Source organism: Lysinibacillus sp. NPDC093712 (assembly GCF_050280025.1).
In the GTDB taxonomy this organism is placed as follows: domain Bacteria; phylum Bacillota; class Bacilli; order Bacillales_A; family Planococcaceae; genus Lysinibacillus.
The window spans coordinates 136,392-160,930 of the sequence record NZ_JBNNUU010000008.1 but is presented as its reverse complement, the minus strand read 5'-3'; the positions used below and the strand labels follow the sequence as shown (position 1 = coordinate 160,930).

General features: G+C 38.5%; 23 protein-coding genes. 3 read left to right on the top strand and 20 right to left on the bottom strand.

The annotated features are described in order from the left end of the window. Positions 1-387: 387 nt before the first annotated feature. Positions 388-1,272, bottom strand: coding sequence for a nucleotidyltransferase-like protein (locus ACQKNX_RS21730; RefSeq protein WP_427430636.1), 885 nt, complete (start codon positions 1,270-1,272; stop codon positions 388-390). A 149-nt stretch (positions 1,273-1,421) separates the two neighbouring features. Here ACQKNX_RS21730 and ACQKNX_RS21725 point away from each other — a divergent pair, with 149 nt between their 5' ends. Next, positions 1,422-1,775, top strand: a complete 354-nt coding sequence (locus ACQKNX_RS21725; RefSeq protein WP_173479549.1) for a YgzB family protein — start codon at positions 1,422-1,424, stop codon at positions 1,773-1,775. Positions 1,776-1,834: 59 nt separating this feature from the next. Here ACQKNX_RS21725 and ACQKNX_RS21720 read toward each other — a convergent pair whose 3' ends face one another. The 4 genes from ACQKNX_RS21720 to bcp form a co-directional block, all read right to left on the bottom strand. Continuing rightward, positions 1,835-2,200, bottom strand: a complete 366-nt coding sequence (locus tag ACQKNX_RS21720) for a hypothetical protein (RefSeq protein WP_427430635.1) — start codon at positions 2,198-2,200, stop codon at positions 1,835-1,837. 219 nt (positions 2,201-2,419) lie between these two features. Beyond that, a complete protein-coding gene (perR, locus tag ACQKNX_RS21715) occupies positions 2,420-2,863 on the bottom strand; it encodes a peroxide-responsive transcriptional repressor PerR (protein ID WP_173479551.1) in 444 nt (147 codons plus the stop codon). Positions 2,864-2,979: 116 nt separating this feature from the next. Beyond that, positions 2,980-3,924, bottom strand: a complete 945-nt coding sequence (locus tag ACQKNX_RS21710) for a D-2-hydroxyacid dehydrogenase (RefSeq protein ID WP_427430634.1) — start codon at positions 3,922-3,924, stop codon at positions 2,980-2,982. After that, positions 3,921-4,397 carry a thioredoxin-dependent thiol peroxidase gene (gene bcp, locus ACQKNX_RS21705; protein WP_427430633.1) on the bottom strand — a complete coding sequence of 159 codons (477 nt, stop codon included), beginning with the start codon at positions 4,395-4,397 and terminating at the stop codon, positions 3,921-3,923. The genes ACQKNX_RS21710 and bcp overlap by 4 nt, the downstream gene beginning before the upstream one ends. A gap of 131 nt (positions 4,398-4,528) precedes the next feature. Between bcp and ACQKNX_RS21700 the strand changes: the two genes are divergently transcribed. Then, on the top strand, positions 4,529-5,815 hold the full coding sequence (locus tag ACQKNX_RS21700) for a glutamate-1-semialdehyde 2,1-aminomutase (RefSeq protein WP_427430632.1): 1,287 nt from the start codon (positions 4,529-4,531) through the stop codon (positions 5,813-5,815). Between the two features lie 280 nt (positions 5,816-6,095). Beyond that, positions 6,096-7,184, top strand: coding sequence for an FUSC family protein (locus ACQKNX_RS21695; RefSeq protein ID WP_340822379.1), 1,089 nt, complete (start codon positions 6,096-6,098; stop codon positions 7,182-7,184). Positions 7,185-7,837: 653 nt separating this feature from the next. Here the strand turns inward: ACQKNX_RS21695 and ACQKNX_RS21690 are convergent. From ACQKNX_RS21690 to ACQKNX_RS21620, 15 genes are all read right to left on the bottom strand, one after another. Beyond that, positions 7,838-8,818, bottom strand: coding sequence for an alpha/beta hydrolase (locus tag ACQKNX_RS21690; protein ID WP_427430631.1), 981 nt, complete (start codon positions 8,816-8,818; stop codon positions 7,838-7,840). 186 nt (positions 8,819-9,004) lie between these two features. Beyond that, complete coding sequence (locus ACQKNX_RS21685; protein ID WP_427430630.1) at positions 9,005-10,372, bottom strand: sensor histidine kinase; 1,368 nt, start codon at positions 10,370-10,372, stop codon at positions 9,005-9,007. After that, positions 10,369-11,043, bottom strand: a complete 675-nt coding sequence (locus tag ACQKNX_RS21680; protein ID WP_427430629.1) for a response regulator transcription factor — start codon at positions 11,041-11,043, stop codon at positions 10,369-10,371. Before ACQKNX_RS21680 ends, ACQKNX_RS21685 begins: the two co-directional genes overlap by 4 nt. A gap of 256 nt (positions 11,044-11,299) precedes the next feature. Beyond that, on the bottom strand, positions 11,300-12,340 hold the full coding sequence (locus tag ACQKNX_RS21675) for a toxic anion resistance protein (RefSeq protein WP_427430628.1): 1,041 nt from the start codon (positions 12,338-12,340) through the stop codon (positions 11,300-11,302). A 22-nt stretch (positions 12,341-12,362) separates the two neighbouring features. Next, positions 12,363-13,994 carry a YceG family protein gene (locus ACQKNX_RS21670; protein ID WP_427430627.1) on the bottom strand — a complete coding sequence of 544 codons (1,632 nt, stop codon included), beginning with the start codon at positions 13,992-13,994 and terminating at the stop codon, positions 12,363-12,365. Positions 13,995-14,014: 20 nt separating this feature from the next. Further along, the gene (locus ACQKNX_RS21665) at positions 14,015-14,833 is read right to left on the bottom strand and encodes an HAD family hydrolase (protein WP_427430626.1); all 819 of its coding nucleotides are present in this window, start codon (positions 14,831-14,833) and stop codon (positions 14,015-14,017) included. Between the two features lie 12 nt (positions 14,834-14,845). Continuing rightward, on the bottom strand, positions 14,846-15,946 hold the full coding sequence (locus tag ACQKNX_RS21660; RefSeq protein WP_427430625.1) for a cysteine protease StiP family protein: 1,101 nt from the start codon (positions 15,944-15,946) through the stop codon (positions 14,846-14,848). Beyond that, positions 15,934-17,307: a phosphoribosyltransferase family protein gene (locus tag ACQKNX_RS21655; protein ID WP_427430624.1), complete on the bottom strand. Its 1,374-nt coding sequence runs from the start codon at positions 17,305-17,307 to the stop codon at positions 15,934-15,936. The genes ACQKNX_RS21660 and ACQKNX_RS21655 overlap by 13 nt, the downstream gene beginning before the upstream one ends. Next, complete coding sequence (locus ACQKNX_RS21650) at positions 17,264-18,478, bottom strand: HpcH/HpaI aldolase/citrate lyase family protein (protein ID WP_427430623.1); 1,215 nt, start codon at positions 18,476-18,478, stop codon at positions 17,264-17,266. The genes ACQKNX_RS21655 and ACQKNX_RS21650 overlap by 44 nt, the downstream gene beginning before the upstream one ends. Positions 18,479-18,628: 150 nt before the next feature. Continuing rightward, the gene (locus tag ACQKNX_RS21645) at positions 18,629-19,204 is read right to left on the bottom strand and encodes a TerD family protein (protein WP_427430622.1); all 576 of its coding nucleotides are present in this window, start codon (positions 19,202-19,204) and stop codon (positions 18,629-18,631) included. A gap of 37 nt (positions 19,205-19,241) precedes the next feature. Further along, a complete protein-coding gene (locus ACQKNX_RS21640) occupies positions 19,242-19,823 on the bottom strand; it encodes a TerD family protein (protein ID WP_401013752.1) in 582 nt (193 codons plus the stop codon). 24 nt (positions 19,824-19,847) lie between these two features. After that, complete coding sequence (locus tag ACQKNX_RS21635; protein ID WP_340822361.1) at positions 19,848-20,462, bottom strand: TerD family protein; 615 nt, start codon at positions 20,460-20,462, stop codon at positions 19,848-19,850. Between the two features lie 293 nt (positions 20,463-20,755). Continuing rightward, positions 20,756-21,649: a nickel transporter permease gene (gene nikC, locus ACQKNX_RS21630; protein ID WP_427430621.1), complete on the bottom strand. Its 894-nt coding sequence runs from the start codon at positions 21,647-21,649 to the stop codon at positions 20,756-20,758. A gap of 15 nt (positions 21,650-21,664) precedes the next feature. After that, the gene (locus tag ACQKNX_RS21625) at positions 21,665-22,669 is read right to left on the bottom strand and encodes an ABC transporter permease (RefSeq protein ID WP_427430620.1); all 1,005 of its coding nucleotides are present in this window, start codon (positions 22,667-22,669) and stop codon (positions 21,665-21,667) included. 248 nt (positions 22,670-22,917) lie between these two features. Further along, positions 22,918-24,534, bottom strand: a complete 1,617-nt coding sequence (locus ACQKNX_RS21620; RefSeq protein WP_427430619.1) for an ABC transporter substrate-binding protein — start codon at positions 24,532-24,534, stop codon at positions 22,918-22,920. Positions 24,535-24,539 lie beyond the last annotated feature (5 nt).

Here is a 24,539-nt window from a genome sequence, read left to right as displayed (position 1 = left end):
CCAGCGTTCGTCCTGAGCCAGGATCAAACTCTCCATAAAAGAAATTTGATTAGCTCAAATTGTTTTGCTGGCATCAATTTTGATGTCCAAAATTTCGTTTCGTTCACTAACGAAGTTAGTTAATAGAAACTATATTGATTACGTTTTGCTTGTTCAGTTTTCAAGGTTCATATTGTTTGTCGTTTTTCAGCGACTTCTTTATCTTAACATCTTATTCAACTTGCGTCAACAACTTTCGGAAAGTTTTTTTCGCTCGTTTTAAAGTGTTTTTGTTATGTCTTAGCGACAATTAATATAATACAATATCAATATATTAAACGTCAACACTTTTTTCAAAAAAATATCGAGGTATTTTTCTATACCTCGATTACTAGCATACTATATGGCTTATTCAAATTCTATAGACTCTTTATTCGCCTTATAATGCCGGTGGAATATCATTTCACTTTTTGCAACGACAGGTTCAATAAGTATGTAGCCTTTATCCACTAAATACTCTACAAATACTTCTAAGTCTACAGAATAGTTAACAAGCTCATGATGATCATGTAATTCTTGAATGGTCCATGTCTCTTTTGTTTGCATTACTTCTAATATATGTTGAGCCCCATCCTGTGTTCGTGAATGAATTAAAAACTCACTTGCTAAAAATAGAAGCTCTAATCGCTTTTCAATTGGCTCACTGCTCATAACAAGTTCTTCATATAACTTATAAATAGCAGGCTCTATCTTTTTCACTTGCGCCCATACCGTTACTTCTGGATAAAGCCCACTATCTATAATGGACAATCGCCCTAAATGATGCAATGAATCAACAACATGATTGTAGGCATCCAGGTAACTTCCCTTATCAAAATATTCTTTTCCTTCTAAATAACGTCGAATTAACTTTGAAAATTGAATACCCGTTTTAATTTTCCGACCGCTAAACGGGAACTCTTGTAGTTCAATTTTTAATTTATGAAGGAATTCATTGCGATCAAACAACACTCTGCCAAAGAAAATCCAATCAACTACTTTTTTGTTAGAGCCGATTAGTAACCATTTGCGTAACAATTTCTCTGTAACAGTATGTAAGGCTACCTTATTCCCCTCATATAAATAATGCTTTGAGAAAACAGGTTGCTCCGCTTCCTTCACAATTATTAGTAATATCGTATCGAATGTGTCAGTAACGTTACTTTGTTCTTCACGCTTCTCCATTAAAATGACACCTAATGTATTAGACTGACTCGCACGTTCTTGGTATATCGGGCGCAAAACTTGCTCCATGTTCAGTCCTCCTCTATTTGTTATATGACTTTATTTCGTTAAAATTTCGACATACTCTGAAAGTATTCCTTCTTTGCTTTTTAGTCAAAACTAAAATACTTTGTTCTTATATGTTATAGTAGATTTTAGATTGGGAGGCAAGATATTGTATGAAACCTTACAAAAGTAAAATTAATAAAATCCGTTCATTTGCATTAGCACTTATTTTTATCGGCTTTGTTGTTATGTATGGGGGAATATTCTTCAAAAACAATCCTATCCTTGTCTTAATCTTCATGACGCTTGGTTTACTGTGTATTATCGGTAGTACAGTTGTCTATGCTTGGATTGGCCTTCTCTCAACAAGAGCAGTTCAAGTAGAGTGCCCGAATTGCCATAAGCATACGAAGGTTTTAGGTCGTGTCGATATGTGCATGTACTGTAACGAACCATTAACACTAGATCCAACACTTGAAGGAAAAGAGTTCGATCAATCTTATAATAACAAAGCAAAAAATTCCTAGCCCTCATATATGAGCTAGGAATTTTCTTATTATTACGCCACTATTAGAAATAACGGAAATTATATACTCACAATATATTTAGAAATTTGTTTTTCCTTTTGACCAACTATTCCAGTTTTGAAAAATTTCTGCTGATTCTGCCTGTCATCGAATGATTGCATCATTTGCTCTACTAATTTTTGCGTAATCATATCGTTTACCTCACCAGAAGACTGTTCTTGTTCTTCTTGTTCTGAAATTTTCACTTCTCTTACAATTACCTTTTCGCCATTTTCCTTCGTTACTATATGGCGTATATAACCATTCTCTTTTTTTATTTCATATGTTGCTTTTCTTTTTTTGTTTGCTAAAAACAAATTATCCGATAAATGTTCTTCTTTTTTTAATGTACTAAAGTAATTACTACTTCCTAATTGTACATTCATTATATCCCTCCTATTAACTGTTCAATTGTCAGAGTTACTCATTTGCTCTGCTCCAACCTCCAATGCCTTATTCTTAACGCACATTACTTATATCGAGAATGATCAGTCTATTTAAAGAAAATCTCTTCCGTTCCATTATAAAAAGCAAGCGAGCTAATTGCCCACTTGCTTTTTTAAACGTTTTCATTCATACGCTTGCGTTTAAAACTCCAAGAAAACTTATTGTACTTTAGCTGCCACATCTTTACATGCTGGACACGTGCCGTAGATTTCTAGACGGTGTGTGTGTACGTCAAAGTCTGTTACTTGTGAAGCGAAGTGTTCGATTTCATCTAAACCTGGGTAATGGAAATCGACAATTTTACCGCAACATTCACAAATCATATGATAATGATCATTTGTAACAAAATCAAAACGGCTAGAGGCATCTCCATAAGTAAGCTCTTTCACTAATCCTACTTCACGGAATACACGTAAATTATTGTAGACAGTTGCCACACTCATATTCGGAAATTTTCCTTCAAGCGCTTTATAAATTTCATCCGCAGTCGGATGTGTCATCGATTGAATTAAATATTCTAAAATAGCATGACGCTGCGGAGTAATGCGTACACCAGTTGTTTTTAACGTGTCAAGTGCATCCTGTAAATGCGGTATAGACATCGTCATGCACCCCTTTTCATAAGTATTATTAATTTATAATTGTTACAATTAGTGTATCGAATTAAGCTAACATCTGTCAACTTCCGTCCTATACATCAGCTAAAATAAATTACTTTTTAATATCCTCTCGACAGATCCACTACATTTTCTAGAGCGGTCTCTCCATTTAACCATCTCATCAGACTAGGCTTAAAAATATCTAAGCTGCGTTCCACATAGCGAGAAGAATGACTTGAAACATGTGGTGACACTATGACATTCGGACAAGACCATAATGGACTATTTGCACTAAGTGGTTCTTCTTCAAACACATCTAAAACTGCGTAGCCAATTTCACCTGTTTCCATAGCATGAATAAGTACCTTTTCATCTACTAAATTTCCACGTCCAAAATTCATGAAAATGGCATCGTTTTTCATTGCGCTAAAATGCTCTGCCTTCAATAAATGCGTAGTTTCCGCTGTTTTTGGCAATACAGAAATGACGATATCCGCCTTTGGCAAAGCTTCTGTTAGCTTCGCGAAACTAACCATTTCATCCATATAAGGTGCTGCTTTACCTGAACGGTTACAACCGATTGTAGTTACACCAAATGCTTGTAATAAGCGACCTACTTCCGAGCCAATCGCACCGGGTCCTAATATAAGCGCTGTATTATCACGTAATTCAGTTTGTTTCCCTTTTTTTGACCATTCTCTTTTCTTTTGATGCTCGTATAACCACGGCAATGCACGCTTAATTGCTAAAATATGAGCAAGCATTGACTCAGCCATAGGTGATTTATGAATTCCACGCACATTTGATACTAAAATACCTCGATCAATAATTGCTTGAGCTGGCATTTTTTCTACACCTGCCGAAGCAACGAAAATCCATTTTAGTTTCGTTGCGTATTGCATATTGTCATCGTTTAAATCTTCGCCATATGTAACTAGTACATCTGCTTTTTGAAGTTCATCCGTACATAAACCATTTTTAAAAATAAAATCACATTGTGGAAATTCCTCCACTAACGGTTCACTTAAATCGGGTCTTGGCTCAAACGTAAAATAAATTCTCATTTATGCTCCTCCTGATTTGCTAAATATGTGTATACTTCTTCAATATGATTTTTTACGCGTACTTTGCGCCACGCCTTTAAAAGATTACCGTCTGTATCAATTAAGAAGGTAGAACGTTCAATCCCCATATATTCGCGTCCATACATTTTCTTTAACACCCAAACGCCATAAGCCTCCGCTACTGCATGATCCTCGTCCACTAATAGTGTAAAAGGTAGCCCATGCTTATCAATAAATTTTGTATGCTTTTGGACATTATCAGGGCTCACACCTAATATAACAGCGTTTAACTGACTGAAGTCTTCATGCTTATCACGGAAATCACATGCCTCTGTTGTACAACCTGGTGTCATATCTTTCGGATAAAAGTACAAAATTACATTTTTACCCCTGAAATCTGCTAATTGTACGTACTCCCCTTTGTCATTAACAAGTGAAAAATCGGGTACTTTCTGTCCTTCTACTAATGTCATAACAATCTCCTCCTTTTGCATTTCTTATTTTACTCTAAGTAACAAATCAAGTCATATCCCTTATTTTCTTTGGATTTCTTACACTGATAGGTCTACAATAGATTAAGTATAATTACTTAGGAGGCATATTTATGAATCACTCAAAATCCGAAGCAGTACACGCAGAAGCGCTTTTACATATCGTTGGCGGTGTGAATAGCCCTTCTCGTTCATATAAAGCAGTTGGCGGGGGCTCTCCCGTTGCAATGGCTCGAGGAAAAGGGGCTTATTTTTGGGATGTTGACGGCAACCGTTACATCGATTATTTAGCTGCATATGGCCCACTTGTTACAGGTCATGGCCATCCACATATCGCTAAGGCAATTTCAAATGCCGCTGAAAACGGGACTTTATTTGGAACTCCAACTGAATACGAGGTAACTTTTGCAAAAATGCTTAAAGAAGCCATTCCTTCAATGGATAAAGTACGCTTTAACAACTCTGGTACAGAAGCAGTAATGACCACTATCCGTGTTGCTCGTGCCTATACTGGCCGTACAAAAATTATGAAGTTTGCTGGCTGCTACCACGGTCACTTTGACTTAGTACTAGTAGCTGCAGGCTCTGGACCAGCTACATTAGGTACACCAGACTCAGCGGGTGTAACGACTGCTACGGCAGAAGAAGTAATTACGGTACCATTTAACAATCCAGAAGCATTTACTGAAGCGATGAATACATGGGGCGATCAAATTGCTGCTATTTTAATTGAGCCAATTGTAGGTAACTTCGGAATTGTTGAACCAAATCCTGGATTTTTACAATTAGTGCATGCTACAGCGAAAGAAAAAGGTGCACTGACAATTTATGATGAAGTGATTACCGCATTCCGCTTCCATTACGGTGGTGCACAAACACTACTTGGTTTAACGCCTGACCTTACTGCGCTAGGAAAAGTCATAGGTGGTGGTTTGCCAATCGGTGCTTACGGTGGTCGCAAAGAAATTATGGATACAGTTGCGCCACTTGGACCAGCATACCAAGCAGGTACAATGGCAGGAAACCCTGCATCAATGCAAGCGGGTATAGCTTGCTTAGAAGTATTAGCTACTCCAGGTATTTACGATGAAATGGATCGACTTGGTGCGATTTTAGAAGAAGGTATTTTAGCGGCTGCAAAAAAGTATGGCGTAACAATTACTTTAAATCGTCTAAAAGGTGCGCTTACAATTTACTTTACAGATGTGAAAGTAGAAAACTATGAGCAGGCAGAAAACACTGACGGAGAAATTTTCGGTCGTTTCTTTAAACTAATGCTTGGACAAGGCATTAACCTTGCTCCATCTAAATATGAAGCATGGTTTTTAACAACTGAGCATACAGAGGCAGATATTCGTGAAACAATCGAAGCTGTCGATTATGCATTTTCTCAACTATAATAGGGCGAAAAAAGGCGACTTTCAAATGAGAGTCGCCTTTTTTATATTACGATATACAAATCTATGTATTTTCTAAGAACTTCCTTCTATAATGTAAAGAAGCATTAATTACGACTCGGCGTAATTGTATCCAGATTTTTTTGAGCCTGCTTGAAAAGCTCCTCTTAAAATCTGAGACATCCGCTGGGGCCTTTAACTTGATTCACCCCCACTTATAGCAGTGGAGCACTTCTGCTGAAGCAAGTTAAAAATATTAGACAGAAAGGACATCGATTTTATTATGAAATTAGGTGCCCGTGTATTTAAAACTGGCGTAGCTATTGTCTTTGCTCTATTTGTTGCTGAGCTCCTGCAATTACCATCCCCAGTTTTTGCTGGGATTGCAGCAATCTTTGCGATTCAGCCGTCCATTTATCGCTCTTATCAAACGATAGTTGAACAAGTACAAGCAAATATTATAGGAGCCTCCATTGCCGTAATCTTCGGCTTACTTTTCGGTCACCACGTCGTGGCTGTTGGTATTGCAGTAATTATCGCAATAGGATTGATGTTAAAATTCAAGCTTGAAAAGTCACTGTCTCTTGCACTTGTTTCTGTTGTAGCCATTATGGAAATACAGGGTGATGACTTTCTTACGTTTGGTTTAATTCGCTTTCTTACAATTTTAGTTGGGGTTTTAGCAGCATTTGTTGTAAATCTTGTGTTTTTGCCGCCAAAATACGAAGTAAAGCTTTTCCGTAAAATTTACTTTTTACAGGATGATATTATTCGCTGGACGAGACTAGCTGTTCGTCAAGCTTCTGAGCATACTTCTACTAAAACGGCTTTAAACAAATTTAGAGAACGTATGCTTAGAGTCGACACACTCTATGAGTTTTTCAAGGAAGAACGAAATTACTTTAAAAATAAAAAATACGTTAAAGCACGAAAATTAGTTGTTTACCGTCAAATGATTACTACTTCAAAAAAGAGTCTAGAATTGTTACAACGACTGCATAATCATGAAAACGAATTAGCACATTTGCCAACACAGTTCCATTTAATGATTCAAGAGCGTCTAGACTTTCTGCTTACCTACCATGAGCAGCTGTTACTGAAATATACGGGGAAATTAAAGCCTGAGCATTCCGAATGGAGCAACCATATCGACTACATTCAACGCAATCAGTTAATGGAGATTTTTATCCATCAAGTAACCTTTGCACATGAAGAAGGCGATACAGAATTTTCAAGCTATCACCTTCTGTATATTTTATCGCGTATTTTAGATTACGAAGAAAATTTAGAGCACTTAGATACATTAATTGTGTCATATCAAAACTATCACGGTGAAGAAATCAACTTGGAAATTGAGGAAGAGTTTATTTAATAGACCAATTAACTAAGCTATTTTGGCAAGCCCTACCACTACTTTTCGTGTTTGGGGCTTGCTTTCTAAATGTAAATGTTGATTGCCGGTACGGATGGCTCGCTTTCCGCGGGCGTTACTAAAACCTCCTCCTCCGCTTCGCTTCGTGTGGGGTCTTAGGTTTCACGCGAGTCACGCGATAGTCGAGCAACCCATCACTTCAATCATTTAAACTTCTTTCATTAATTTGTAAAGAAGGATATTTGACGAGGACGAGCTGTTATTTAGCAAAGTATACTTTAGCTTGGCAACTTAATTCTAGGGGTACAGCCAACATTTTGAGATAAAACCCACGTTAATACATTTTTCGGAAATGAAAAGCCGTTTTCTCCTACGCTAAGGGAAAACGGCTTCTTTTTATCTTGTTTGTCTTATTCTAAAAGTCGATTCATTTTCGTACAGACAGTCATCCCCTCCCCTCATCCTGATTAAATGCTCTATTCAACTCATTTTTCTGCGTGGATTCGTTACAACCTTTTGAATGAGACTAAATACTGGGCTACTGTGTATGTCGATACCAATCCCTGTTTGGACATAAAAAAGACCATCGAAATGATGGTCTTGCAGACTGTAGACAAATTCATAAATTAACAGATGAACCTTTCTCTGAACACTTACTTTACTTCTTTCATAAATAGTCTAACGTTTTCAGCAATTTCTTTAAATTTGGTATGGTGTAAATAATGTGATCCATCCATGATTACTACTTTTCCATGTACCGAGTCTTTGATCTGCTCTTCATGCAGAGGTATCCATCCTGCTACATCTTCATTATTCCCTTGTACAAAGAGAAGAAGTGGAAGATATTTAGGGAAGGTTAAACCTTGAGCCCCTTTAAAATTAGACGAAATATGGTCCATCTCATTCAAGGTTGTGTCATTATACATGTTTTTATTCGAAATCATTTTCATTTGCTCTACAGTTTTTTCATCAAATGCCAGTCCAGCATAAGGGTCATCACTGATTTTCATAATCAATCTTAAGAGACCTGATTTTTTGAGATATGCAAACGTTTTTAATGGGAAATTCATATCCATACCCGGTTGTGTTGCAACACTGCTATCGATTCCGACAAATGCAGTCACCTCGTTTGGATATTTATTCACATAATCAATTCCATAAATGCCTGTAATGGAGTGGCCCATGAGCATGTATCTGTTAATATTAAGCTGCTGTAGAGCTTCATGAACTTCACTTACCATGTTCTCCGTGGTCCGCTCTTTTTCAGTTTCATCACTTAATCCATAACCGAAAGGCTCTATCGCAACAACTTTGTAAAATGGAGATAATTCATCGATAAGAAGCTTAAAATCAAGCCCTGGAGTAGCTGTTCCATAACCAGGTAGGAGCACGATTGTTTCCTTGCCCTCGCCTTGAATTAACACATTCATGTTTTTCCCGTCTACAGATACATGCTGCCCGTAAGGCATGATTCGTTTTTGCTCCGAATGACTACTCATAACATTTACGGTATAAACAATACCTAAAAAAAGTACAATGGCTAGAACGATTACTCCTATGATTTTAAGTAAGATGTTTCGCACTTTCTTTATTTTCATTCCACTCGGCGTTTTCTTTTCCTCTTGTTGTGTCACTGTCATCTACTCCTGTTCTGATCTGTTTGTTTGCCTTCCTTCATGTGCCTGTAATGAAACCTTAACAAATGAAGATGTACTCCTCATGACGACAATATGAACTGAATGTGAACTGTCAAAAAAAATGCTACGGCTCTATATGCAAATAAGCTTGCATATGAGTCGTAGCATAGAGAATGAATCTAACTAATTTGTTGGTGTAGTGATTGGCAAGGTGACAATGAAGGTCGTTCCTTGACCAAGTTCACTTTTCACTCGGATGTCACCTTGATGAAGCGACACGATCTGTTTAACGATAGCGAGTCCCATACCACTTCCGTCATACTTACGACTGTGGGAACGATCGGCCTTAAAAAAACGCTCGAATATACGCTTCTGGTCGTCAAGGTGAATACCGATACCCGTGTCGGATATTAGGATTTTCACGGATTTGATATCTTGTTTAATGCTTACGTTAATCACGCCAGCATCCTCGGAAAATTTAATGCTATTTCTAAGGATATTCGTCCATACCTGATTTAACAGGTCATGATCAGCCGTTATTTTAACTGTCTGTAAATCAAGCTCGAAATGTATATCGCGAGCAGACCATTGTGGCTGGAGCGCCACGATTATCCGTCGGATTTGTTCATCGAGGCTGAGCGTGACGAGCTGCAGTTGCTTTGACTGCGATTCAAGCAAACTCAGCTTTAGCAGGCTATCGCTCATTTTGGACATCCTTTTCGCTTCAGCGATGATAATATCAAGATAACGGCTTCGTTCGTATTCTGAAAGGTCAACTTGCTTAAGCACTAGAGCATAACCGGATATCGAAGTGAGCGGAGACTGAACCTCGTGCGACACGTTCGTTACGAATTCCCTGCGCATCTGCTCAAGTTGCTGCAGATCGTGCATCATTTCTTCGAAGCTGCGAGCTAAAGTACCTAGCTCACTCGTTTGCTTAATATTCAACTTGACGTTGAAATCTCCAGATGCTATCCGCTTGGTCGCTTTTGTCAGCTTTTTGATCGGTCTTACCAGGTATACAGAGGCAACTAGAATCAATAAGCTTCCTGCAATCAACGAACATGTTGCAAAGACCAATGCCCACTTTGTGACAAAAGAAGCCGAAGGAGGGGCGAGCGCTTCCAGAAATATCGCTTTCGTTCCCATTTCCGTTTTTAATGGCAACCCTAAGAGCACCGTGGCAATACCATTAGGAGTGTCCTTAACAACACCTCCATCTAATACTTTCTTTAGTTGCTCCATCGTCACAGGCGCAAGTTTGTGTCCGTGAAGTTTACCGTAAGACTTGAACTGACCCGTTGTTTCGTAAATTCGAATATAATAAGAATCGAGCTGCTTCATTTCACTTACGAACAAGTCCGCTTCATGTAACGGAAGGGTGTTGTAAATCTGGACGATGTCTTGACCAAAGTTACGTAAGTTGATTTGAGCATTTTCGTTCAATTTATCTTCGAATATCCAAGTTGACATAAAAAAAGAAATGACTGTGCCCCCGATGATAGAGACTAAAAATGTAAGGATAACACGTATATATAAGGATCTAATCATTCATAAACCTCAAGCCGATACCCAAGCCCGCGCACCGTTTCGATCCGAAAATCGGGTGTTGTCGCGAACCGTTCACGCAGCCGTTTAATATGTACGTCTACCGTTCGATCATCTCCGGCGTAATTGATACCCCAAATCTGATCGATCAACTGCACGCGCGTATAGACTTGTCCCGGTGTTCCAGCGAGCTTATACAGCAATTCGAACTCCTTTAGCGGCAACGTAAGCGCCTCCGTCCCTTTCATCACCTTATAGGTCTGTCGATCAAGGATGACGTTCCCGATATGGATCGTCTGCGTGGAGCCAATCTTGTATCGTTTAAGTAGTGCCCTAACACGAACCGTCAGCTCTAACGGATCGAATGGTTTGGTTAAATAATCGTCCGTCCCAAGTTCGAAACCTTTCACTTTCTCCCATGTTTCTCCTCTCGCAGTCAGCATCAGTAAAGGTAGATCAGGATTGGCTCTTCGCAGCTCCTTGCTTAACGTCCAACCATCCATAATCGGCATCATAATGTCAAGTACGACAAGATCGACATTCGTTGAGTTGTAGACGGCCAGTGCTTCCTTGCCGTCCGCTGCTTCAGCTGTTGCGAATCCGTCGTTGCGTAGAAATAAACAGACGAGTTCGCGAATGTTTGCATCGTCGTCAGCAACTAGTATAGTAGGCATCAGTTCCCTCTTTTCCCTGTTTTCCACCGCATTATTTCAAGTAATCATTATACTATAAATTAACACGTATCTTGATTAACCAAAGTAATACAGTTTCTTGATTTATCGACCTGTAAAATTCATGTATTTCTTTCAAACTAATTTGCCACTCAATTGACAAGGCTTCACAAAGAAACAAGCGTGTGAAACCTGCAAATGATGGCCAAATGACAAAACAAACGTTTGAAGCTGACACTTTAATATGGTGTCAGCTTTTTTAGGCTTCCCTATTTAATGCCATTAGTTGTTGTTCTATTTGTTGACGCTTAGTTGCTTGTTCAGCTCGTATTTGACGATAACTTGCAATACCAGTAACGATTGTTTCCCACATTTCTTCGAGCGTCATAGTCGTCTCACTTTGTTGCGCATATTCTACACTTTGCAAAACAGCATGATTGTTTTCTTCACCAAATTGCTTCATACGCTTTTCAAAAGCAGCAGCAGATTCCTGATGTAGCTGTTGCCGCTTTTCATTTACCGCATTCATAATACCTAATTTAAAAACGGGAATTGTCGTGATAAATGCTCCGTTTATTTGCTCCATTAACGCACTATTGCCATTGCGTAGCATATCCATTTGTGTTGCCCCTAAAATTGCAACCATACGCGATTTTTCAAGCTCATCAATTTTTTGTACAAGTGTTTCGGCAATTGCTTGTAAAGTTGTAAGCTCCATTTTAGCTATTTGATTACCTGCTTCACTTTGCTTTTCATACATTGGGATTAACGTTGTCTTTATCTCGTCTAGTTTCATTTCAGTAGCAACGATATATTTTTCAAGCTCCATATAATAAGTCAAATTTTCGTTATATAGACGAGCTAGCATACGATTATCATTTGCCAATGCTTCTTCCATTAGGACAAATTGATAATGTACTTTTTCAATATCTCTACCAAGAATATTATATTTAGCATACAAATCTTCCTTATTTTTCGGTGCTCGTTTAAACAATTTCCCAAAAAAGCCTTGTTGCTCAATGACTTCTTTTTTATCAAACTTAGACATTAGGGCTTCAAGCTGTTTTAATAATTCGTTGGATTCATTTACTTTTGAATGGGCTATCGTTTTCAAAATTTGGTCTGAGAAACGGGAAAGCTTAACTGCTGGTTCCTTACCAAGCTCCGTCAATTCAAGTTTATTTTTTATATTGATATGATTTGCAATATGCTGTACTTCTGAACTTTGACATAGCTGTTGTTTTGTTTGGTCTGCCGTTTCAGATGTCAATCGTTCAAGGACAATAGCTCTATTTGACATCGTGTTCCTCCTTTCCAAGCCGTCAGAAGAAACGGTTAAATAATTTTTTAATCATTTTATCAGGCTTTGCCTTTTGTTGCTTCGGCTCTTCAAATTGTAAGTCAAACACCATATGCTCTAAACGATGGCCATCAAACGTATCCTCTAGCAAATGTTTTTCTAAATCAAGCTTTCCTGTTGGATTGTAAAAAATAATATCCACACCAAAACGATTTAAAAATGCTAATAGAGCAATATCTTCTCGTGACAATGACGGCTGCTGTGGTGCTTGATAGAGCACCACCTTTGGAACTTCCTGAGCATAATCAAAACTTTGTAATAGGCGTAATATGTCCTTTGGAATCATCGTCATTTGTTTAAATATAAATAATTGTAAATCGTACTGTGACTCATTTGGCTGTAGTTTAAGCATAGGCTGTTCACAGGACGTTTTAATTGTATGAGCAATTGCCGATTGTAGCTCCAATGTCAATTCATCATATTGCCACCAATCACTTTGCATAATCCGCTCCGTAGATAGTTCACCATTCACTAAACAATGCTTATAATGAAAATGAAAATTAGCTCTACTCGTTTTAGCATATGGAAACGCCTGCACAAATACAGCTTGTGGGCTAGCAAGCAGTTGATGCATATTTCCCCAATATTCTTCACGGCTACTAGATACACCACTAATTTTCGCAAAAATTACAGGAATGATTACTTCATTGCTAAGCACCTCAAATTTCGGGCGAACCATCGCCTTTTCATTGGCATAAATAAAAATATCATCATATGTCATACGTAGTGTTAGTGAACGTGGCAAATGATCTTTAAATTGCCATGGTCGATAAACACCAGAATGCTGGTCATGCATTAAGTGTTCAAAATGTTGGCTAGAGCTATAGCCAACTGTCGCTTGGCGATCACGTAATTTATCAGGGAATGGCTGTAACGCTGTTTGACTAACATAGGAGTGTGTAACAGAAAATGCATCTGTTGGATCCACAGTAGCAAATTCATCAATCGCCGCAGAATGGAAGATTAACACATCGCAGCCAAGCTCCATTAATAATAGGAGAAAATAGCGCTGGCTAATTGTTGTTTCACCATACCAAACGACCTTCGGGAAATCATCCGTCGGTTTCATCGCTTTTGTCCACTGAATCCAATGGTTTTTTAGCCACTTCACCATATCAATTAAAAAGCGTCGAAAGTCATTCGCTAGTAATCCAAGTGATTGCTGATCTCTGAAGCGCTCCACTACTCGCATCGTCACTAGCTGTAAATGACGATTCATCGAAGGATCATCATGCTTAGGAATAAGTTGATGACCATACATCATGGCAATCAGTCGATTAATCGACAAGCCTTTAGGGGACTGCTGATGTTGCTCTAAAATCGTTTGCAATGCCTGAAAATCCTTTTGCTCAATATGTTTGTTTAATTCTTCGCTTAAAATATGGACATTTGGATTTTGTGACATTGTATATAAGGAATTAAAATAATCATCTTCTTCTATCGGGACACCTAATATACGTACAGCAATACGACTAAAACGTACGTGTTGTGCTGTCACCTCGTAAACTGTTCGCGCGTTAGCTGTATCTTGGAAGGCTTGTAGCCAATCATAAGAATCTCTTTCTAATACCGATTCAATTGTGACTGTTTGCATACAAGCATCACCTCCTTACATCATACTTCCACAATCGGTTGCTTGGCAGCCAATTGTAAAACATCTTCTAATAAATATTTTGTAAATGCTTCACCGCTATGAGCGGAATATACTGTGTTCTTTAGTATTTGAGGTTGTTTGTCTTTTAAGTCACCGTGGTATGGCGTATAGCCTCTATCAGCCAAAGCGAGCATTCCATAATCCATTATGGAATCACCCGCTGCCAAGTGCATATTATATGTACAATGCTCCTTCAAATACGAAATTGCGGCTTCTTTCGTGAGCGCTTTTGGCATAAAGTACAATTTTCGTCCTTGCAGCAGTACATGCCAACCATGTACTGCAAAGTCTTGAATTATTGCCTGCACTTCGTCCTGCTGCAAAATATTACAATCCACATAATGAACATAAAATAGCTCATCAACATAGAACGATTGTTGAAGCCAATCATCTGATTTTATGCTATTAAACTGGCGTACCAAATCTGCTTGAGGAATTGAGGAATCTTCAATTCTTTTGCGTAAAATTTTGGACCATTCCATATTAGGGCGTCCTTGTTCTATTATTGTACCCCCATTACTCGTAATTGCAAAAGTAGGACGCAGCTCTTTTATTACATGTATTCGTTCATATTGATGTATTGCACGTGTTGTAACTGGAACGAATAATGTTTGTTGGTGGACCTGTTGCAATAATGACATCGTTACTTCAGTCATCATACTAAGTACTTCCCCATCTTTTCGTTCGGCTGTAATTGGAGCTGTATTTGGTGGATACTTATCCATCATGCGCTGGGAGTAAATAAGCGTACGATCTAAATCAGATGTAAATAGTAGCATGTCTTCTCTCCTCTACACTTCTTTTATTAAGCCACAGCATGCATAGGACATTTGTGGATATTCTTCAATTTCCACATTTTTTTCCTTGGCTAATAGTAAAATGTGCGCTAATTCATGCACATATTTAGGGTTAATTAAAATTTTCCAAGGGACTCTGCGAAGTAATACCCGTGTTGTTTCCCCAACTCCTGGCTTCACAAAGTTACTATTTGTTATGCCATAATGTTGTTGAATGGCAACAACCGTTTCCAGCCCTTGCCATGTAATTGTAGATGGTATTCGTTCACGAAGCTGTTGCTCCACATCGTTCTCTACTTGTAAAAAATACGCGCTAATACTGTCAATATATACATTGGATACATCAGCCGCTTGTAGTTCTTTATAAAATTTTGCCCCGTGAAAATCATTTACATCCATGAACCGTGCATTCCATACTGTTCGGCTAACTAAGCCCGAAACAGTTGAATTTAAACATGCGGATGGTATTAAAAAATCAGTACGTGTACCATAGATCGCTGCACAATGTCCTGGATCAGCAAGTACTGCTAATGTCGCATCCAACTGATTATTGTTTTGCTCATTAAAGCTTTCACACGCTTGTTGTAATTCTCTCGTAATCGCGCCTTTCCCTGTCCAACCATCAATAAATTGAATTTGTGCAAGTGGGTGTTGAGTAAATATGTATTCGATAGCGTAGTCATCAATACCCCGACCTCGGAGAATCGAAATAGTATAGTGAGGAACGTTCACGTTATAATGCATTTTTATATAACGCTTAATTAAAATACCAATAGGCGTTCCTGCTCTCGCTAAACTAACAAGCACTAAATGTTCTAAATCACGGCGCTCTACAATTTGTTGAGCCACCAATCCAACAGCAAGCGCAATACGTTGTGCATAATCATCTAACGTTCGATAAAACAAGTTCATATATGCTTCAGAAGGAAGATTCTCTACTGGCAACATTTCTGAATAGTGGGTACCCGATTGAATAAGTCGTTCACGCTGATTATTATCTATTTCTAAGTTAACGTTACTAATATCTCGTAGTAAAAAGACAACATCTTCTGATGAATAGCTTCCCATTTTATCTGGTGGCTTCATATCATGCATTCTTCAGTCCCCCATTCGTGCATACAAATTACATAAATGTTTGCGTTACTAACAGCTTTCAATGCATGTACTGCCCGTGCCACTACCTCTTCATTGGCTATACGTTCTACGACTAAAAAAAGTTCCGAATAAGAATGGCTATGTAAGTTGTATAAGTAATTTTCAACACCATTATTTTCTGGACTTTCGAAAGCAATTTTTTCTGTTATTGTATAGGATGGGTTATTTTCACAATAAATTGGGCTACGTGTCGTTGATTGGAAATAAACATCCTCTCCTAAACAAGTCGCTATTTGCATTGGCACATACATAAACTCCCCTGTACCGATGACAAGTGCTGGTCCGTCTGTACGAAGCCCTCGTAACTGGTCCGCGATAGTTTGATACAGCTTCTTTTGTGCAGCATGTTGCTCAGTCGTTAACATTAATCGACCTGTTGCTAACATATAAGGTGCTCTATTTTTCACACCATTTTCAGCGATAGAATAGTAATGTTTCTGTTCAACTACCTCGTTCACCGATAGCAACTTCATGTCTGCTGTTGCTTGAGAGGTACTTGGCACCTGTTGATTTGTTAAAAGTGGTGTGCCATCACAAATAAATTGCCCACTCATAATCGATACAAAATCAATCGTTACCCCCCACTTAGCCTCTAGCTCCGCAAACATCGCTTGTTGCTGTGGCGAACGCCAATCTAAAATTGATAAAACCGAATAATGCTGAACAGTAGGGAACTTTTGGCGTAGTGTTTCAATAATGTTTACCACTGTATTTCCTGTTGTAATTTCATCGTCAATTAGCACAATTTGTTTTGCCTGTAGCAGTTTTTCAGGTTGCTCACAGTACACGCGATGACTCGTCGCGTGCGAATGTTCTTCTTCGAAAGTGACAAACGGTTCGAGTTCTGATAGTAGTTCTCGCGTCGTATGGACATACGTTGCATTGGACTTAAAAGCATTGAAAACAGCATGACCAAGAGCTGTTGCCGTTTCAGCAAAGCCGATAAATAATACTTCCTCCGCTAGTTCCAGTCTTTGCTCCTCTACTTGCTGTAAAATCCCTTGCATATTTTGCTGATTTTTTATCGCCTGTACAACTGGCTGTAATAACAAACATTCATGACCAAGCAGTTTCTCATGATACATCATTGCTAATAGCGCGCCTGTCAAAATCGGCACCTGTGGACGAACTGCTAGATGCTTACCAAGGACGGTACTCACAAATAAAAACTGTCTCTTTTTATTAATACGTGTCGCCATTTTGAATAAATCGGTCATCGCAAAATCATAAGGGTTTTGGGTAATTTCGATATCAATTTTATAATCTTGAATAATGTTCATCCTGTTGTTGAGCTTCGTCATCCGTACTTCCTCCTACACTTGCATTCAATAAAAGAGAGGCAAAATCTGCAGATTCATTGTATACACCATATATATGTGCTTGGCGTAAAACTTTCTGTGCCCATCTCAAATGCGGCTTCATTTCATTCATTTTATTGGCATAATGGCTTTTTAAAACACCCTTTTGTCCTTCATTCTCAATAATACTAGTGGCGTCTACATATTCCTCATAAGAAACAACATAAAGTGCATGTACAATTCGAATATGACTTGGATGTATAATTGTTTTACCTAAAATGCCATTTTGTCTGTCTAAAATTACTTCCTTCATCAAGCCATCCAAATAATCATCGAGTAGTGCCTTACGTGCATATAAAGCTCCCTTTTCACTGAATGGTGTGGCTCTTAGCGTTGGTTTTAATACCCGCTCATTGCTGAAATACTCCCATACTGGTCCCGAAATAACAAAGTCATCTTCCTCACGACCTAGCACATTGACGATATCTGCAATACAATCTCGAATAACGGCTATATCATAAATTGTTGAGTCTACTCGACGACGAATTCCATAAATTCCACAAAAATCAGTAGCACCGATACGTACGTTAAGTACACGTTTTCTATATTGACGCAGCACGTCTCGTATCGCAAATAAAGCTTCTATTCGAGACTCCTTATATAAAATATCTCGGCTTTCTAAAATAGGCATCCCATATAGCGTTAGCTGATGCTGTTCAATCGTTTGCTCAAGTATTTCAAAATAGGCAGCTCCTTGTCTAGCTGTGAACTTAGGAAATACATAGCCCGTAAGCACTTCCTGTCGCTTTCCTAATACAGACGTCAAAAGTCTAAATTGCTCAACATTCCGCACACGAATAAATAGGAGCGGCAAGTCTTCAAGCAAAATTTCGTTATGGACATAAAGTGTGTAGAGTGCACTTATATCCTCTATTATTTTTTCTTCACAGCTCGTTAACTCTGCATCTCCAACTGCATCCTCTAAATCTATGACAAACGACTTCAAATCTTGATATTTTTGTGCTTGTACCATGTCAATAATGTTAGGCATAGATGCAGGCATATATAGCGTTGCACCTAATGCATACGATAAAATATCTGGTGAATCTAGTTTAGTAAATGTGCGTGGTTGTTGATAAAAAATCGTCTCCGCTTCAGTCGCAAAATATTGCATCCAATTCTCTCCTTCATCAAAGAATGATCTTTGTAAAAAAGACACTGCATCAACCTGTTTATACAGACTAATACAGTGCCTTCCGTTAAGTTCATCATGATTTAAATTAATGCCTACTAGTGGCCATTGCAGATATACATCATACTCTAATTACTCTAGACCATAAGCATTGATTAATGAAGCGAGCCCACCTTGATAGCCAGAGCCAACAGCGGCAAATTTCCATTCGCCATTATGACGGTACAGCTCACAAAATACGACCGCGGTTTCAATACTGAAATCTTCTGCTAAATCATAGCGAAGAACTTCTGAACCAGATTCTTCGTTCGATAAACGAACATATGCATTTAGTACTTGTCCGAAATTTTGACGGCGACCTTCAGCATCGTAAATTGTCACTGTTACAACAATCTTTTCAATTTGAGGGGATACTTGCTTTAAATTCACAAGAATTTTTTCATCGTCTCCATCACCTAAACCAGTACGGTTATCACCCATATGCTGGACCGATTTATCGGGACTTGTTAGATTATTATAGAAAATAAAGTCTTGTTCATTACGGCATTTTCCCGATGCATCCAATAAAAACACTGATGCATCTAAGTCAAAGTCACTTCCTCCATCGAATTGTTTAACATCCCAGCCTAAACCAATCCCTATATTATTTAAGCCTGGATCCTGTTTCATTAAATCAATGCGTTGTCCTTTACTTAACTGAATACCCATTAGAAAAAAACTCCCTTTCTCGTGTAAAGTTAAACTGTTAGTTTACGCTTAAGCCATAATCATTACAAAGTGCAGCTAAACCGCCTTGGTATCCAGCACCAATCGCGTTAAATTTCCATTCTCCATTGTGACGGTATAATTCGCCTACAACGACAGCCGTTTCAATACTAAAGTCTTCACCTAAGTCATAGCGAACGATTTCTTCATTCGTAGCGGCATTTACAATGCGGATAAATGCGTTGGACACCATACCAAAGTTTTGGCTACGTGCTTCTGCCTCATGGATTGTAACAGTGAAAGCTAGGCGTTGCACATGTGCAGGTACTTCTTTTAACGAAACTTTAACGATTTCGTCATCCCCTTCTCCAACTCCTGTTAAGTTATCGCCAGAGTGTTCAACAGAACCGTTGCCACCAATAGTATTGTTGTAGAAGATGAAATCATTTTGATCTGCTACTTTACCTGTATCAGCAAGTAAAAAAATCGACGAATCTAAATCAAAATCATGTCCACCATCGTATTTATTTGTGTCCCATCCTAAACCTACAATCACATTTGATAAGCCTGGGTTTGTTTTTGTTAAATCTACTTTTTGCCCTTTTTGTAATGAAATACCCATTTGTATTCCTCCTCAAATTTATATTTATTGATATCTTCGAACTACATCACCAAGTTTTACATCATTTGTACCGTTACCAACAGCAGCAAATTTCCATTCGTTACCGTGACGATAAATTTCACCACACACTAGCGTCGTTAAATTCGAATAATTATCAGTTAAATTATAACGAATTAGTTCATTACCTGTCTTGTCATCGTACACGCGAATATACGCATTTTGAATCATACCGAAATGTTGATTACGTCCAGCTGCATCATAAATGTTAACGACGAATACTAATTTATTGTATTGAGCAGGTACTGCCCCTAGCTCAACTGTAATTACTTCATCGTCACCATCACCAGCACCAGTTAAATTATCACCAGAATGTACAACAGATCCACATTTACTCGATAATTTTCCGAAGTAAACTACGTCATCACCTGCAACTATACGATCATCCTGTAACATTAAAACTGAGGAATCACAGTCAACATCTCTGCCTGCTGTTCTACCACTCGAAAATAAGCCTCCTAAAAAGCCACCGCTTTTTGTTTGACTTACAGGGTCCCACCCTAAGCCTACTTTAATTTTATTTAAACCAGCATTGCCTTTTGTTAAATCTACACGCTGTCCTTTTTGTAAATTAATCCCCATTTTTAATGCCCTCCTTATTTGAATGCGCCTCTGCTAAAAAGTTGCTAACAGTATAAACATCGATATACTTCTTCTTGTAATTGGTTTTCTACGCTTCTTCAAAACCTTCATTAGTGAGCAGTAGCTGCGTCAATAAAGTATGTATGTCAGCATAAATTAAGTCTAAAATAATATTACATAAAATTCAAATAATGGCTCCAGGATGAAATTGTAAATTTATAGTTAGCTCATTTATTCGTCTTAACAAGTAAAAAAACCTTCTAGCTTTTTCAGTAGAAGGCTATTTTTACATATTAGCTTTTCATTTTCGGATCGAGCGCATCTCGCAAACCATCGCCCATTAAATTAAAACCTAGTACAGTTAGCATAATCGCTAAGCCTGGGAAAATCATTGTCCATGGCGCTTTTAGTAAGTAGATTCGGGCATCGGCTAGCATTTTACCCCATTCAGGTGCTGGTGCCTGAGCCCCTAATCCTAGGAAGCCAAGTGCAGCTGCTTCAATAATCGCTGTCGCAATTGCTAATGTTCCCTGTACAATAATTGGTGTCATTGAGTTTGGTAAAATGTGAGAAAATAAAATACGCGAATCTCGCATCCCTATCGCTTTTGCTGCTACGATATATTCCTCTTCTTTTACACTTAACACTTTTGAGCGAATTAACCGCCCAAAGTTAGGGACGTTAATAATGGCAATCGCAATTAAAGCATTTTGTAATGACGGCCCAAGTACAGCCACTACAGCGATTGCTAATAAAATGCTAGGAAACGCCAACATAATATCAAAAATACGAGAGATAATTGTATCTATCCATTTTCCATAATAGCCTGCAAGAATTCCAAGTGTACTTCCTACAACTACCGAAAGAATAACGGCAAAAAATCCGATTCTTAACGAAATACGCGCACCATATATAATCCGAGAAAGAATATCCCGACCAAAGTCATCAGTTCCAAACCAATGTGCACTTGAAGGTGCCAATAACCGTTTTGATAAATCCTGTTCATTAATCCCCTGAGGAGCAATCATTGGACCAAATACAGCAAGTAGTATAAAAAATATTACTATCCCAGCACCAACTAGGGAGATTTTGCTCTTTTTAAAGCTTCGCCAGCCTTCTCTCCAAGGACCTGCCGCACGCTCTCGACTTGCTATTGCTTCTTTTTTAATATCTATCGCACCAGTCATTATCGCATCTCCCTCCTATTTGTATTTAATGCGTGGATCTATCACTGTATAAAGTAGATCGACAATTAAATTGATCATGATGAAAATAAACGCAACGATTAAAATACCCGATTGAATAACTGGATAATCACGGAAGCCAATTGCATCATAAATATAACGACCAATGCCTGGCCAACTGAAAATCGTTTCTGTTAAAATGGCGCCCCCAAGTAACAACCCCGTTTGTAAACCAATTACTGTTAACACTGGAATAACGGCATTTTTCAATGCATGTTTATAAACGACGATAAACATTTTTTGTCCTTTTGCTCTAGCTGTACGAACATAATCGGAGCGCATGACCTCAAGCATTGACGAGCGGGTAATCCTTGCAATAATTGCCATCGGAATCGTAGCAAGTGCCACCCCTGGTAACACTAATCGCTTAAACACTTCCGTAAACTGATCAAATCTCCCTTGAATAAGCGTATCGAGCAAATAAAAATGCGTAATGGCGGTTATTGGGTCACGGACATTATCACGTCCAGATGTTGGGAACCAGCCAAGGTTAATGCTAAACGCCCATTGTTCCATCAATCCTAGCCAAAAGACTGGCACAGATACACCAATCAAAGCAATGACCATTGCTAAATAATCAAACCATGAATTTTGGAACCAAGCTGAAATAATACCTGCATTGACACCAATAATAATGGCGATAATCATTGCAAATATGGCTAATTCTGCTGTTGCCGCTAAATAAGGAAAAATTTCTTGTGAAACAGGTAACTTCGTACGTAATGAAACGCCTAAATCGCCCTGAAAAATACCACCTAAATAGCCGAAATATTGTGTGTACCATGGCTTGTCTAATCCTAAACTTGCGTTTAATGCCTCAACCGCCTCTTTCGTCGCCTGCTGACCTAAAATCACTTGCGCGGGGTTACCAGGAATTAAACGAATTAACATAAAGACGATAAAAGTCATTCCAAGCAAAACTGGGATTAATTGAAATAAACGTCTTCCCATATAGTGAAGCATCTTCTTCACCTCTCTGTAATTTTCTAATTATACTTTTGCTACGAAAAGCATTGAAGTCAATACACATACTGTAGAAAGGGACAGCCTTCAACAAACGATAGACGTTTAGATGGTTTGTCTTTCATACAGAAAAACGGGTTGCGACCAACATAGTCACAACCCGTTTTTACAACGCTAGACAAAGTCCAAAGCTGTAAAAATCTTGTTACGTCACTATGAGTAAGCGACAATTTTCATTTCTCTATTGTCTAATTCATATCTACTGCTTCTAAACGGTCAGAACCTGTTGGATGTGCATGGTAATTTGTAACTTTTGTAGTTGCAGCTAAAATAGGAATTGAGTGTGCAAGTGGAACCCATGGAGCATCCTCAGAAATAATTACTTGCGCTTGTTTGTAAAGTTCAATACGTTTGTCTTCGTTCACTTCTGTTTGTGCAGCCACAAATAATTTGTGTAACTCTTGGTTGTCATAGAACGTGTAGTTGTTTGAGCCGATATTATCAGCATCTAATAACGTGTAAAGGAAGTTATCAGCATCGCCGTTATCACCTGTCCAACCAAGTAAGAACGCATCGGCCTCACCATTTTGAGCTTTTTCTAAATACGTAGCCCATTCGAATGAAACAATTTTAGATGGAATACCTACATCAGCTAAATTCTTTTGAATTGCTTCTGCAATTTTTTGACCATCTGGCATGTATGGACGTGGTACTGGCATTGCCCATAGCTCAATTTCTTTACCGTCATAGCCTGCTTCTTTCAGTAAAGCTTTTGCTTTTTCAGGATCATACGCATAACCTGTAATATCATCGTTGTAGCCAGCAATAACTGGTGGCATTGGGTTTTTCGCAGGTTGCGCTAACCCTTCATAGAAAGCATCTACTAACGCTTGCTTATCAATTGCATAGTTTACTGCTTGACGAACTTTTACATTATCAAATGGAGGGCGTGTTACGGTTAAACCAAGATAACCAACGTTCATAGACGGACGTTCGATTAATTGTAAATCGCCATTTGTTTCGATTGACCCTTTATCAGATGGACTTAAACCATCGACAACATCTACTTCGCCATTATTTAATGCATTTAAGCGCGCTGAGTTATCAGGAATCGAACGGAAAATTACTTTATCTAATTTCGGGAACCCTGCAATGCGATAGTCAGGATTTTTCTCAATTGTAATAGAATCATTGCGTGTCCATTTTACGAATTTGAATGGACCTGTTCCAACTGGTTTATCAATTAGTGAATCGTCGTTCGCTTCAAATGCAGTTGGAGAAGCAATAGCGAATGGTGACATTGCTAAGTTTTTCAAGAACGGTGCTTGTGGCTGTTTCAGTTTAAATACAACTGTGTAATCGCCTTCTGCTGTAATTGCTTCAATTACTTGCTCACCGCCCATTGTAAATTGGGACATGAAGTACGGGAACTTATCAGCGCCAGCTTTCCAGCGCTCGAAATTTTTCACGACTGCTTCTGCATTAAAATCAGAACCATCGTGGAACTTTACACCTTCTTCAAGTTGGAATGTATAAGTTAATCCATCATCTGAAGCTTCCCATGATTTTGCTAAACCTGGATGCAATGTAACATCTTCATCTCCAAAGTTAATAAGTGTTTCATAGAGATTCACTGTAACTTTAAAAGATTCACCTTCTGTTACTGTCGCTGGATCAAGTGCAGTAGAGTCCCCACCTCGACCATATACTAATGTTTTTTCACTGCCGTTAGCTGAATCGCCACCAGTAGACGTATCTTTTGAACCTGTATCCTTGCCATCAGAGCCACCACCACACGCAGCTAAGATTGTCGAGAGAACAAGGATTAGCATTACGCCTAATGACCAAAGCTTCTTTTTCTTCATTTATT

Bases quoted from the DNA above. Each gene is read 5' to 3' on its own strand.
- ACQKNX_RS21730 (WP_427430636.1), bottom strand. From the start codon at position 1,272: ATGGAGCAAGTTTTGCGCCCGATATACCAAGAACGTGCGAGTCAGTCT.
- ACQKNX_RS21725 (WP_173479549.1), top strand. From the start codon at position 1,422: ATGAAACCTTACAAAAGTAAAATTAATAAAATCCGTTCATTTGCATTA.
- ACQKNX_RS21720 (WP_427430635.1), bottom strand. From the start codon at position 2,200: ATGAATGTACAATTAGGAAGTAGTAATTACTTTAGTACATTAAAAAAA.
- perR (WP_173479551.1), bottom strand. From the start codon at position 2,863: ATGTCTATACCGCATTTACAGGATGCACTTGACACGTTAAAAACAACT.
- ACQKNX_RS21710 (WP_427430634.1), bottom strand. From the start codon at position 3,924: ATGAGAATTTATTTTACGTTTGAGCCAAGACCCGATTTAAGTGAACCG.
- bcp (WP_427430633.1), bottom strand. From the start codon at position 4,397: ATGACATTAGTAGAAGGACAGAAAGTACCCGATTTTTCACTTGTTAAT.
- ACQKNX_RS21700 (WP_427430632.1), top strand. From the start codon at position 4,529: ATGAATCACTCAAAATCCGAAGCAGTACACGCAGAAGCGCTTTTACAT.
- ACQKNX_RS21695 (WP_340822379.1), top strand. From the start codon at position 6,096: ATGAAATTAGGTGCCCGTGTATTTAAAACTGGCGTAGCTATTGTCTTT.
- ACQKNX_RS21685 (WP_427430630.1), bottom strand. From the start codon at position 10,372: ATGATTAGATCCTTATATATACGTGTTATCCTTACATTTTTAGTCTCT.
- ACQKNX_RS21680 (WP_427430629.1), bottom strand. From the start codon at position 11,043: ATGCCTACTATACTAGTTGCTGACGACGATGCAAACATTCGCGAACTC.
- ACQKNX_RS21675 (WP_427430628.1), bottom strand. From the start codon at position 12,340: ATGTCAAATAGAGCTATTGTCCTTGAACGATTGACATCTGAAACGGCA.
- ACQKNX_RS21670 (WP_427430627.1), bottom strand. From the start codon at position 13,994: ATGCAAACAGTCACAATTGAATCGGTATTAGAAAGAGATTCTTATGAT.
- ACQKNX_RS21665 (WP_427430626.1), bottom strand. From the start codon at position 14,833: ATGCTACTATTTACATCTGATTTAGATCGTACGCTTATTTACTCCCAG.
- ACQKNX_RS21660 (WP_427430625.1), bottom strand. From the start codon at position 15,946: ATGCATGATATGAAGCCACCAGATAAAATGGGAAGCTATTCATCAGAA.
- ACQKNX_RS21655 (WP_427430624.1), bottom strand. From the start codon at position 17,307: ATGACGAAGCTCAACAACAGGATGAACATTATTCAAGATTATAAAATT.
- ACQKNX_RS21650 (WP_427430623.1), bottom strand. From the start codon at position 18,478: ATGCAATATTTTGCGACTGAAGCGGAGACGATTTTTTATCAACAACCA.
- ACQKNX_RS21645 (WP_427430622.1), bottom strand. From the start codon at position 19,204: ATGGGTATTCAGTTAAGTAAAGGACAACGCATTGATTTAATGAAACAG.
- ACQKNX_RS21640 (WP_401013752.1), bottom strand. From the start codon at position 19,823: ATGGGTATTTCATTACAAAAAGGGCAAAAAGTAGATTTAACAAAAACA.
- ACQKNX_RS21635 (WP_340822361.1), bottom strand. From the start codon at position 20,462: ATGGGGATTAATTTACAAAAAGGACAGCGTGTAGATTTAACAAAAGGC.
- nikC (WP_427430621.1), bottom strand. From the start codon at position 21,649: ATGACTGGTGCGATAGATATTAAAAAAGAAGCAATAGCAAGTCGAGAG.
- ACQKNX_RS21625 (WP_427430620.1), bottom strand. From the start codon at position 22,669: ATGCTTCACTATATGGGAAGACGTTTATTTCAATTAATCCCAGTTTTG.
- ACQKNX_RS21620 (WP_427430619.1), bottom strand. From the start codon at position 24,534: ATGAAGAAAAAGAAGCTTTGGTCATTAGGCGTAATGCTAATCCTTGTT.